We start from the raw sequence: 11,386 nt of genomic DNA on the forward strand, positions 1-11,386 counted from the left end.
ATGCAGATCTCCCTGATCGGGCGCAACCTCTGGCTGTGGACCCCGTCCGAGAACCGGCACATCGATCCGGAGACCTCGAACGAGGCGAGCAACGTACAGGGCTTCGAGTACGGCCAGATGCCCACCCCGCGGAGCATCGGCTTCACCGTCAGCGTGCGGCCGTAGCCGCGACTCGAAAGGATATTCATATGCGTCGAAATAAACTGTTCACGGCCGTACCCGTGCTGGCGCTGGCGATTGCAGCCGGCGCGTGCGACGACGGCCTGGCGGACATCAACCGGAACCCGAACAACCCCGAGGACGTCCCGGTCGAGACGGTCCTCTCGAGCGGGATCTGGGATGTCGTTGCCAACGCAGGCGGCCGCGGGGTGTTTGGCGAGTGGACCACACTCTACCATACGTCCCTCTGGCCGCAGCACGTCGCCCAGTCCGCCTACAACGACGAGGATCGCTACAGCCCTCGTGAAGGCGTGAACGAGAACATCTGGGAGGAGATGTACGCGGGGGCGCTTCAGGATCTCCAGCGGACGAAGGAGCTCGCGCAGGAGAGTGGGGATCAGAACCTGCTCGCCGTCGCGGAAATCATGCAGGTGTACGGCTTCCTGTTCCTCACCGACATGTTCGGGGACGTACCCTACTTCGAGGCGCTGAACCTGGAAGAGTTCCCGAAGCCAGCCTTCACGCCGCAGGCGGAGATCTACACCGATCTGCTTACGCGTCTCGAAACGGCGGCGAGTCAGATCAATCCGGGGGCTAGCGCCACCTTTGCCACCGGAGATCTGATCTACGACGGCAACCTGCAGCAGTGGGTGGAGTTCGCGAACGCGCTGCGGCTCCGCGTCGCGATCCGCCTCGCCAACACGGAGCTCGCCGAGACGGGGCGCGCGGCCTTCGCCGCAGCCTGGGCGGCCGACAAGTTCGACGACAACTCCGACAACGCCGATCTCGACTGGGCGGGGACGCCACCGGCCCAGAATCCAATCTACGAGCAGATCGTGATCGGAGGCCGCACTGGCGACTTCCGTGTCAGCGCCACCCTTGTCGACACGCTGAAGTCGCTGAGCGACCCGCGCCTCCCGATCTTCGCCGATCCGGCCAAGACGGACGGAGCGTACCGCGGTCTGCAGAACGGCCGCACGCCGGCGCAGGCGGGAGGTACGGTGGACCACTTCTCCTGGATCGGTTCGTACTTCATCCAGCCCACCACACCGTCGGTGCTGATGTCGTACTCCGAGATGCTCTTCCTCGGAGCCGAAGCTGCCGCGCTGGGCTGGATCGCCGACGATCCGGCCACCCTGTACCGCCAGGGGATCGAAGCCTCGATGCAGCAGTACGGCGTTGCGCAGACTGAGATCGACGCCTACCTGGCGCAGCCGAAGGTGGCTTACAACGGCCTGCCCAGCATCGGCGTGCAGAAGTGGATCGCGCTCTATCTGGCCGGTCCGGAGGCATTTACGGAGGTCCGGCGCACCGGGTATCCACAGCTTCAGCTCGCCTTTGCCAACGTGACCGGTGCCTTCCCTGCACGTCTGCCGTACCCGGCGGACGAGGGTCTGTACAACGCGGAGAACTTCGCTCCGTACGAGAATGTGACGTTTACCGATCCCGTCTGGTTCATGCAGCAGTAGAGGGGATCGATCAACAGTGGTAAACGACCAAGGGGGGCTCCGAATCGGGGCCCCCCTTGGTACTTCCTTGGTACTTTCCAGCGGTTCAGAACAGCCGCGCTGCGGATGGTCAGCCCGTTTCTTCCTCCTCCGATCCGTCCTTCATGAAGACCAGAATCAGGCCGCCCGCGGTGGCGTAGTAGCCCGGACGATTGGTCACACCCATGGGGTAGATCTCGACGAGCGAGATGTCTTTGGGGTCGAGCAGATCCAGCACGCAGGTGTTAACAGTCCTCTGACCGTTCACGTACACCATGGGTGGCGTGGGTAGCATCACGCTGTTCCGACCACGAAACTCCAGCTCGGGACAGGCGCCGACCCGGCGGACCTCCAGGTTGGACACCCGTGACTGGATCAGGGTCACGAGATTGACCGGGGAGGTCATCTCGCTCACGCGAATGACGATGCGACTGACCGAGGAATGGCCTACGTCCGGACCGCCGTTGGAACTGTGGCGATTGGCTCCAGCACAGCCGGTGAGGATGAGTACTGCAGCCGCCAGCCAGACGCGGGAGGGGAACATGGGACCTCCAGGGGGCGAAGGGCGTACCGGAAGCACCTGCATTTATGCTGCACACCCCGGGCCGCGTCAACGATCTGGTGAGCCGTTGCGGGGTAGCCGTTAGTGGATGGACCGCCCCGGGAACTCAGCCCGTCGAGGGTATTCCGCGGGGCCACCCTGGCTCGAACCTTGCCCGCCGTGCGCGACATGACCGACTCAGATGCAACCCGTAGTGAGCGGCGCCGGGGTCCGTCCGACCGCCGCCAGAGCCGTGCGCCCGGTGGCCCCATGGACGACCGCCGGACACGCTTCTCCCTCGGCTACTTCATCCTCGCGTTCATCCTCATCTTCGGCATCCAGTTTCTCGTAGGACGCCAGGGCACGGAGCAGCTCCCCTACAGCGAGATCAAGCAGCGGATCGCCAACGGGCAGGTGCAGGCGGTACGCCTCGGCCAGGAGGTAATCGAGGCGGTTCCCGTCGATTCTATCCAGCAGGCGGACGGGGTGCGCGCCTGGGTCGCCACGCGCGTGGTTCCCGACGAGAGTTTGGTTCCGCTTCTCGAGGAGGCCGGGATCGACTATACCGGCGTCACTGCCGGGTGGCTGACCCGAGCGCTGGGCTGGATCATCCCCCTCCTTCTCTTCGCCGCCTTCTGGTTCTGGATGCTGCGGCGCATGAACCCCACCCAGGGCGTGCTCACTGTCGGCAAGAGCCGGGCGAGAATTCTGGGCGAGGAGGGCACCGGGGTCACCTTCGACGACGTGGCTGGGGTGGATGAGGCAAAACTGGAGCTGGTCGAGATCGTCGAGTACCTGAAGAATCCCGAGAAATTCAGCCGGCTCGGTGCCAAGATCCCGAAAGGGGTGCTCCTGGTCGGCCCTCCGGGGACGGGAAAGACCCTGCTGGCGCGAGCGGTGGCGGGAGAGGCGGGGGTGACCTTCTTTTCCATCTCCGGCGCCGAGTTTGTGGAGATGTTCGTGGGGGTCGGAGCGGCGCGGGTGCGCGACCTGTTCGCGCAGGCGAAGGCGCAAGCTCCCTGCATCATCTTCATCGACGAGCTCGACGCGCTGGGGAAGGCGCGCGGCGCGGGTGGGTTGATCGGTGGCCACGACGAGCGCGAGCAGACGCTGAATCAGCTCCTGGTGGAGATGGACGGCTTCGACCCGCGCATCGGGGTCATCATCATGGCCGCCACCAACCGCCCCGAAATCCTCGATCCCGCGCTCCTCCGCCCCGGACGCTTCGATCGGCAGGTGCTGGTGGACCGTCCAGACCTGGCGGGCCGCCTCGCCATCCTGAAGATCCATGCAGAGGGCATCGTCCTCGGCCCCGACGTCGACCTGGAGCGCGTAGCGCGTCGGACTCCCGGCTTCGTGGGCGCCGATCTCGCCAACCTGCTGAACGAGGCAGCGCTGCTCACCGCCCGCCGCAATAAGGAGGCGGTCGGGATGGAGGAGATCGACGACGCCATCGACCGGATCATTGCCGGGCTGGAGAAGAAGAACCGGCTGATCAATTCGCGCGAGCGGAAGATCGTTGCCTACCACGAGGCGGGGCACGCGATCGTGGCGGAGCGCGTGCCCACCGCGGACCCGGTGCACAAGATCTCTATCATTCCGCGCGGGGTCGCTGCCCTCGGCTACACGCAGCAGCTCCCCACGGAGGATCGGTACCTTCTCACCAAGCAGGAGCTGATGGACCGGATTGCCGTGCTCCTGGGCGGGAGGGTGGCCGAGGAGATCGTCTTCGACGAGATCTCCACCGGGGCCGGAAACGATCTCGAGCGGGTGTCCGACCTGGCTCGCCGCATGGTGATGGAGTACGGCATGTCACGCGAGCTCGGGCCGATCAACTATCGAGGGCCGGCGCGCGGGCAGTTCCTCCCCGGAGCGGACGGGGTGCCGTCGGATGGGCGGAACTATTCCGAGGAGACCGCTCGCGAGATCGACCAGGAAGTGCAGGGAATCGTCGAGGGGACCTACGCCCGCGTGCGAGAGATCCTGCTCGCGGATCGCGACGTGCTGGAAGTGCTTGCGCAGCGACTGCTCGAGAAGGAGGTGGTGGATGAGGCGGAGCTGCGCGAGATCATGGGTTTGCCGCCGCGCAGGCGCGAAGACGAGGACAACGTGGTCGTTCCCCCTGCAATCGAGCCGGTGGGGGGCGCGAGCGAAGATCGCGTACCCGGCTGACCCGGCCGCACCCGCTGGACCGGGGAATGCATCGAAACAGGGTGAGCACGCCGGGCGTCCGCGGCGTCCGGGGTGACGAGCCCACCCGAGGAGGAGCGATCTCCATGAGAGACCTGCACAAGAGCCCGCTCACGGCGGCCGAGCAGGATGCACCCGAGCCGGAGCGGTTGATCACTCCGGAAGAGGAAGCGGGGATGGACCTCGCCGAGCTGGACGATCCACCCCAGGCGGAGGGTGCGCGCGACCTCGACGAGGACGAGAGAATGCGGGCCGCGCCGGCGCGGAAGGAAGAGGGGGGACACGAAGCAGCCGGCTGAGAGGCCACCGAAATGGTCAGCTGAGGTGCTGGCCGTAGGTGCGAGAAGATACCAAGGGCGCCCGCACCGGGCGCCCTTGTGTTTGCGGGATGTATGTGGGCTATGGGGTAACCTGGAAGCTTCCGCTACGGATTGGCCCCCCTCCACCGTCCACCGGGCCGGCGTTGGTGATAGCCTGGTATTCCCCCGGGGCAAGATCCGCCGGGAGCTGGAGCGTGTAGCGAGCTTCGTCGCCGGGGGGCAGGGTACGAAGCTCCATCGTGCAGAGGCGATCGGAGGGGACCTGCTCCCAGCCCGACTCGACCCGCCGCTCGAGCCCGCTGGAGCAGAGGTTGTATCCCACATCGCTGGACGAGTTGTTGCGCAGCACGAGCTCCACCGAATCGCCGGGCGCGGCGCTCGTCGGTTCCACCGACAGAGTGATGTCGCTTGCTTCTCCCGCCTGCATCCCCTGCCCGCACGCGGCGAGGGTGAGTACGGTGCACATCGCCAGCATCGTTCGCATCAAGGGCCTCCCTGTGACGTACGGATGTTGCAGCAATTGCCAGCGTTCGGCGCTCCGGCATCAATCGCGCCGACGGAGCGGGCCGCGGAAAGGAGGGAGCCATGCACGCCGGTTCCGGGCCGACGGGTGAAGAGCGGGAGATCCACATTCCCGCAGCGGGGGTCGAGCTAGCCGCGAACCTGGTGGTGCCGGAGCACGCCTCCGGGATCGTTCTGTTTGCCCATGGCAGTGGCAGCAGCCGGCACAGTCCGCGCAACCGACGCGTTGCCCGACAACTCCAGCAGGCCGGGTTCGCCACGCTGTTGATGGATCTGCTCACGGAGGCGGAGGAGCAGGTGGACGCGCACACCCGTCAGCATCGCTTCGACATCCCGCTGCTGGCGGAGCGGCTCGCAGGGGCGACGGGATGGGTCGGTCGCTACCACGCCACACAGGCGCTGCCGGTTGGTTATTTCGGCGCCAGCACGGGCGGGGCTGCCGCGCTGGTCGCCGCGACGGAGCTGCCGGTGCGCGTGGAGGCGGTGGTATCCCGCGGGGGTCGGCCCGATCTCGCGGGAGAGGCGCTCGGAAGGGTGCGTGCGCCCACCCTGCTCATCGTGGGTGGCCTCGACACGGTCGTGATCGACCTGAACCGGGAGGCCATGGCGAAGATGACGCAGGCCGAGGTGCGCCTGGAGATCGTGCCGGGGGCGAGCCACCTCTTCGAGGAGCCCGGTGCGCTGGACGAGGTGGCGCGGCTGGCGATCGACTGGTTCCGCACCCACCTGGTCACCCCTCCGGATCGGCGCGGGGCGGCGTCAGCCAGTCCGGGGAAGTAAAGGCCCGCTGGGGAAAGGACGTTCCGCTGCCCTCGGCTCGACTGCCCTGTTTCGGCCGCGTAATGCGGTGAAATCGGAAGAGGGTTCTAGAGCCATGCCTCGGCGATGACGCATTCGGCTCCGCGGACGGCCGCTCCGCGCCCTGCTTCCACGTAGGCCGCCGCCGCGGCGCCCATCCGCTGACGCAACGCTTCGTCACGGAGGAGAGACGCCAGCCGGTCGCCCAGCTCGGAGGCGCTCGCCACCGAAAACGCACCCCCCTGACGGACCAGCTCGCCCGCCTCGCGGGCGTTGGCGTGACGCGGGCCGAAAAGGACGGGCACCCCGAACGCCGCCGGCTCGAGCACCGAGTGCAGGCCGGCCGATCCCCATCCCCCGCCCACGTACGCCAGGTCCGCAACCGCATACAGGTCCCCGAGCACCCCGACGCGATCGACGAGCACGACTTCGCTGGTTACGCGGTCGCGCTCAACTTCGGCCAGGCGTTGATGTGTGAGTCCCAGGCGCTCCAGCTGCGCGGCGCTGCGCTCGAGGTGCTGTTCGGTGGGCTCGTGCGGAACGAGGATCACCCGGACCGGCGGTGCCCCGCCCCGCGCGTCGCGCAGGGCAGGGAGGAGCACGTCCTCATCCGGGGGCCAGGTGGAGCCCGCCACCAGGACGAGGTGGTCATCGGAGCCCAGCAGCGCCGGCCAGCGAGACTCGCGCGCGGTCACCGTCCGGGCGAGCACCTGGTCGAAGCGAGCATCACCCATCACCGAGCGGCGCTCCTCGGGCACGCCGAAGGCTTCGAAGCGGGAAGCGTCGGCCTCCGAGATCGCCGCCACCCGGGCAAGGCGGCGGTAGGCCGGTCCGAGCAGCAGGCGGGCCATCGGTCCCACCCGCGAAGAGCTGGCGGGCAGGGTGGCGCTCAACAGCACCATCGGAATCCCTCGCCGCTCCGCCGCGAGGGTGAGGTTGGGCCAGACATCCGTCTTGGAGAAGGCCATCAGCCGCGGGCGGAGCAGGTCGATCGCGCGGGCGGACGGTCCGGGCAGGTCGAACGGTAGATAGTCGGTGAAGTCGGCGGGAACGCTCTGCGCGAAGCGCTCCGCCGAGGGCGAGAAGAAGGTGTAGACGATCTGCACCTCCGGCCGACGCTCGCGCACCGCCTCAATGACCGCTCGCGCCTGCAACCCTTCGCCCACGCTGGGAGCGTGAAACCACAGCAGAGGACGTTCGGGGTTCCGTTGCTTCGCGCTCCACTGCTCCATGCGCTGCAACACCCCCTGTCGCCCGCGGATGCCGCGGGCAAGCTTCCCCTGCCCCTTGGCGAGCAGCGGCAGCCCGGGTCGGAGCGCGCGCAGAGCGAGGGTGTATATTGATTCCGTGAGCGATGAGGGCATGAGATGAGAAGCTAGGAGCTAGAAGCTAGAGTGGGATTCGGGCGATAACGCCGCCACGGCCGGAGTCGCGTGCAGCGTATTCTGGCTTCTAGCTTCTCGCAGCTAGCTCCTGATTCTGTCATCTCGCTCGACCTGGGATCAGCAACCGATATTCTGAGATTCTGCTTACTCTTTCTTCCTCTTGAATTTCATCTCCGTTCGCGGCGCACGCCAGCACAACCTGAAGAACCTCGACCTCGATCTGCCTCGACGGGCGTTCGTGGTGGTGACCGGTCCGTCGGGGTCGGGGAAGAGCTCCCTGGCCTTCGACACCATCTATGCCGAGGGACAGCGTCGCTACGTCGAGTCGCTCTCTACGTACGCCAAGCAGTTCCTCGACCGGATGGAGAAGCCGGACGTGGACAGGGTGGATGGGATCTCACCCGCGGTCGCGATCGAGCAGCGTAACCCGACCAAGACCAGTCGTTCCACCGTAGGTACCGCCACCGAGGTCTACGACTACCTGCGGCTTCTCTGGGCGCGCACCGGGCGCACCCGCTGTCCAGAGTGTGGGCGGGACGTGCGCCCCGATACGGTGCAGAGCGCAACCGACAGGGTTCTCGCGCTGCCCGACGGGACGCGGGTGATGGTCACCTTTCCTCTGCCGCGTTCGGCGCGGGTGACCCACAAGCTGGTCGTCGACAACCTGCGGGCGTTGGGCTTCGTCCGCGTGCTGGCGGATAAGCGCGAGGTGCACCTGGAGGAGCTCGACGAGGGGGAGGATCTCACCCAGCCAGCCGAGCTGCTGGTGGTCGTAGACCGCCTGCGGCTTCCGCTGGAAGATCCGTCGCGGCTTGCTGACTCCCTTCAGACGGCCTTTTCCGAGGGGGAAGGGGAGGCGGTGGTCGTTCCGGTGGGTGGAGAGCGGCTGCGCTTCACCGAGAGCTTTCGCTGTCCCGAGCACCCGGAAATCGCCTTCGCTACTCCCACGCCGCAGCTCTTCTCCTTCAACAACCCCTATGGCTCCTGCCCGGAGTGCACGGGTTTCGGCGCGGTCCTCACCTACGACCCGGAGCTGATCGTCCCGAACGAGTCTCGCAGCCTGCGCGAGGGGGCGGTCGACCCCTGGTCGAAGCCGCGGTACGAGCCACGCCGCGCGCGACTGGCCGAGTTCGCTCGAAGGGAAGGGGTTTCGCTGGATGCGCCCTGGGCCACGCTTCCGGAGAGCTTCCGTCATGCGGTTATCTACGGGGCGCCAGGATTCCAGGGAGTGATCCCTTTCCTCACCGCACTCGAGGAGAAGCGCTACAAGCAGTACATCCGGGTCTTCCTGCGCCAGTACCAGAGCGCGCTGCCATGCCCCGTCTGCAACGGGACGAAGCTGCGCCGCGAAGCACTATGGGTGAAGGTCGCCGGGCAATCCATCTCCGAGGTTGCGCAGATGCCGATCAGCGAGCTGCGCACCTGGATCGAGCGGCTGCAGCCCGACCAGCCGCTGGTGGATGGGCAGGAAGCCCCGACCGCGATCCCCGTCCCCGATGCACTCTACCGGGAGCTCCGCTCGCGGGTGGGCTTCCTGGCCGACGTCGGTCTTGGCTACCTGACCCTCGACCGGCAGACCCGGACCCTCTCCGGGGGAGAGGCGCAGCGGATCTCTCTGGCGAACGCGCTGGGAAGCCGCCTGGTGGACACCCTCTACGTCCTGGACGAGCCCACCATCGGGCTTCACCCGGCCGACAACGAGCGCCTGCTCGCCCTGCTCGCACGTCTTCGCGACAGCGGCAACAGCGTGCTGGTGGTGGAGCACGATCCCGACGCGATGCGGATGGCGGACTATCTGGTGGAGCTGGGACCCGGCAGCGGCGAGCGCGGCGGCGAGATCGTTTTCCAGGGCTCGCTCGAAGAGATGCAGCGTGCCGACACTCTGACCGGCCGCTATCTCTCGGGCGTCGAGGAGATTCCCGTTCCCGAAAAGCGCAGGCCGGTGAACGGACCGCGGCTTCGGCTCGTCGGCGCCACGGAGCACAACCTGAAGGATGTGACCGTGGAGATCCCGTTCCGGGCGATGACCGTGGTCACCGGGGTCTCCGGTTCGGGGAAGTCGACCCTCGTACACGACGTGCTCTACCGCGCCCTCGAGCGCGAGCTCTCGGGAGGGGAGACCAGCGCCAAGCGGCACCTTGGCGAGACGGTGGGGGCGTACCGTGAGCTTTCCGGTGCGTCGCGGTTCCGCGAGGTCGTGCGGGTGGACCAATCACCAATCGGTCGCAGTTCCCGATCCAATCCGGTGACCTACATCAAGGCGTACGACGAGCTGCGCAGGATCTTCGCGAACCTGCCGGAGTCGCGTGCACGGGGATACACCGCCGGCAGCTTCTCCTTCAACGTGGCCGGCGGCCGTTGCGAGGCATGCAAAGGCGAGGGGACGGTGCAGGTGGAGATGGTCTTCATGGCCGACGTATACGTCCCCTGCGAGATCTGCGGCGGCAAGCGCTTCAAGCCCGAGATCCTCGAAGTGCGCTATCGCGGGAAGAACATTGCTGAGGTGCTGGATCTGACAGTCGACGAGGCGATTCGCTTCTTCCTGCACGAGGATCGGCTTGGCCAGGCGCTCTGGCACCTGCAGCAGGTGGGGCTGGGATACCTCCGGCTGGGGCAGCCCGCGCCGACCCTCTCGGGTGGCGAGGCACAGCGCATCAAGATCGCGCGCGAGTTGGCGCTCGGCGCGCGGCGTAGCGGGCGCAAGCTCTACCTGCTCGACGAGCCGACGACCGGTCTGCACCCGGACGACATCCGGCAGCTTCTGAGGGTTCTTTCCGACCTGGTGGATGCCGGTCACACGGTCGTTCTCATCGAGCACAACCTCGACGTGATCAAGACGGCTGACTGGATCATCGATCTCGGCCCGGGTGCGGGACCGGAAGGCGGGAGGGTGGTGGCCATGGGTCCGCCCGAGGAGGTGGCCGAGACGGAGGGGAGTCTGACGGGCGCCTACCTTCAGCGGGTGTTGCGCGGCGAGCCGGCGGGGGCGGGAAGGGGATGATGGCACGCGCGTCCGGGCGGAGCTGATCGACCGACCGCGGACGGCGAGGTAGGTCGATCGTTCGGTCTGAAGACTACAAGCGGAGGCTACATAGGAGCGCGAGCGCAGCCGAGGTCGGTCGGCTGCGCTCGCGATTTCCCGAACTCCGGGAGCGAGCTCGCTACGAGTGTCTCGTCCCGGTTCGCTCGTGCCACTGCGCGTGATCCGCAGCCTTCTCCGCGCGCAGGCGAATCAGGTAGAACGGGTCGTTGCGGTGCCGTTCGGCGCGGGCGGCGTATTCACGATCGAGCGCCCGATGGAAGGCGCGGTGCGCCTCGGCGTAGGAGCCATAGCCGCCGTAGCGATCGCGATAGTCCCAGTCGTACCGCCGATTGGAGTAGCCGCAGTTCTCAGGCGTGTTGTGAGGGTTGCCGCGACCCCTGCACCACCCCGGCGGCACCCTGGTTCGACCGTGCTCGTCCCGCCCGAACAGGATGTCCTCCCAGGTGGCCTGGGGCCGGCGACGTCGATTGTCGTAGCGGTCACGACTGTCGCGATCATCGCGATCCCGGCGATCGTCGTAACGGTCGCGGCTGCGGTCCTCGTATCGAGGTCGTCGGGTGTCGTCTCGATCAATCCGCCGCTGCAGGGTCGGACGACCGCGCTCGGCCTGGACGCTCGCCGGCCGATTCTTCCCCCTGCCGTTTCCTTCTCCCTTCCCCTGCGCCAGCGCCGGGGAGACCGCCACGAAGGAGAAGGCCGCGATCGCGAGAGCTGTCCTGAGCTGATGCTTGTGGATCATGGTGCCTGCTTCCTTGCTCGGGATTCGTCCACTCGCCCCGAGCACGAGGCAACGCCGGTGCCGAACGCTACAGCGCGCAGGAATGCAGGCTTTACCAAGGTTTTCGCGGAAGCAGGCGTTTCGCAAAAGAGTCGCGGGTGTCCACCTCTGATGACGCGCCGCGCGGCCCGTGGGGGACGCTGGGGCGGGTAGTCCCGCGCGG

The 11,386-nt window shown here is 67.1% G+C and carries 9 protein-coding genes; 5 read left to right on the forward strand and 4 right to left on the reverse strand.

From position 1 onward, the window contains the following. Nucleotides 1-188: 188 nt before the first annotated feature. The gene (locus VF167_05410; GenBank protein HEX6924842.1) at nucleotides 189-1,628 is read left to right on the forward strand and encodes a SusD/RagB family nutrient-binding outer membrane lipoprotein; all 1,440 of its coding nucleotides are present in this window, start codon (nucleotides 189-191) and stop codon (nucleotides 1,626-1,628) included. 109 nt (nucleotides 1,629-1,737) lie between these two features. Here the strand turns inward: VF167_05410 and VF167_05415 are convergent, their stop codons facing one another. Continuing rightward, nucleotides 1,738-2,190 (reverse strand): hypothetical protein, encoded by a 453-nt coding sequence (locus tag VF167_05415; GenBank protein ID HEX6924843.1) that lies wholly within the window; start codon nucleotides 2,188-2,190, stop codon nucleotides 1,738-1,740. 267 nt (nucleotides 2,191-2,457) lie between these two features. On the opposite strand from VF167_05415, the gene ftsH reads away from it, so the two are divergent. Both ftsH and VF167_05425 read left to right on the forward strand, forming a co-directional pair. Further along, nucleotides 2,458-4,359 (forward strand): ATP-dependent zinc metalloprotease FtsH, encoded by a 1,902-nt coding sequence (gene ftsH / locus VF167_05420; protein HEX6924844.1) that lies wholly within the window; start codon nucleotides 2,458-2,460, stop codon nucleotides 4,357-4,359. A gap of 104 nt (nucleotides 4,360-4,463) precedes the next feature. Next, nucleotides 4,464-4,676 (forward strand): hypothetical protein, encoded by a 213-nt coding sequence (locus VF167_05425; protein HEX6924845.1) that lies wholly within the window; start codon nucleotides 4,464-4,466, stop codon nucleotides 4,674-4,676. A 100-nt stretch (nucleotides 4,677-4,776) separates the two neighbouring features. Here the strand turns inward: VF167_05425 and VF167_05430 are convergent, their stop codons facing one another. Further along, on the reverse strand, nucleotides 4,777-5,181 hold the full coding sequence (locus tag VF167_05430; protein ID HEX6924846.1) for an immunoglobulin-like domain-containing protein: 405 nt from the start codon (nucleotides 5,179-5,181) through the stop codon (nucleotides 4,777-4,779). Nucleotides 5,182-5,282: 101 nt separating this feature from the next. On the opposite strand from VF167_05430, the gene VF167_05435 reads away from it, so the two are divergent. Next, on the forward strand, nucleotides 5,283-5,999 hold the full coding sequence (locus VF167_05435) for an alpha/beta family hydrolase (protein HEX6924847.1): 717 nt from the start codon (nucleotides 5,283-5,285) through the stop codon (nucleotides 5,997-5,999). 86 nt (nucleotides 6,000-6,085) lie between these two features. Here the strand turns inward: VF167_05435 and VF167_05440 are convergent, their stop codons facing one another. Next, nucleotides 6,086-7,381 (reverse strand): glycosyltransferase N-terminal domain-containing protein, encoded by a 1,296-nt coding sequence (locus tag VF167_05440; GenBank protein HEX6924848.1) that lies wholly within the window; start codon nucleotides 7,379-7,381, stop codon nucleotides 6,086-6,088. 181 nt (nucleotides 7,382-7,562) lie between these two features. Between VF167_05440 and uvrA the strand changes: the two genes are divergently transcribed. Further along, nucleotides 7,563-10,403 carry an excinuclease ABC subunit UvrA gene (uvrA, locus tag VF167_05445; GenBank protein ID HEX6924849.1) on the forward strand — a complete coding sequence of 947 codons (2,841 nt, stop codon included), beginning with the start codon at nucleotides 7,563-7,565 and terminating at the stop codon, nucleotides 10,401-10,403. A gap of 160 nt (nucleotides 10,404-10,563) precedes the next feature. Here uvrA and VF167_05450 read toward each other — a convergent pair whose 3' ends face one another. Further along, nucleotides 10,564-11,184 (reverse strand): hypothetical protein, encoded by a 621-nt coding sequence (locus tag VF167_05450; GenBank protein ID HEX6924850.1) that lies wholly within the window; start codon nucleotides 11,182-11,184, stop codon nucleotides 10,564-10,566. Between the last annotated feature and the right edge of the window lie 202 nt (nucleotides 11,185-11,386).

It is taken from the genome of Longimicrobiaceae bacterium, assembly GCA_036375715.1.
Taxonomy (GTDB): domain Bacteria; phylum Gemmatimonadota; class Gemmatimonadetes; order Longimicrobiales; family Longimicrobiaceae; genus DASVBS01.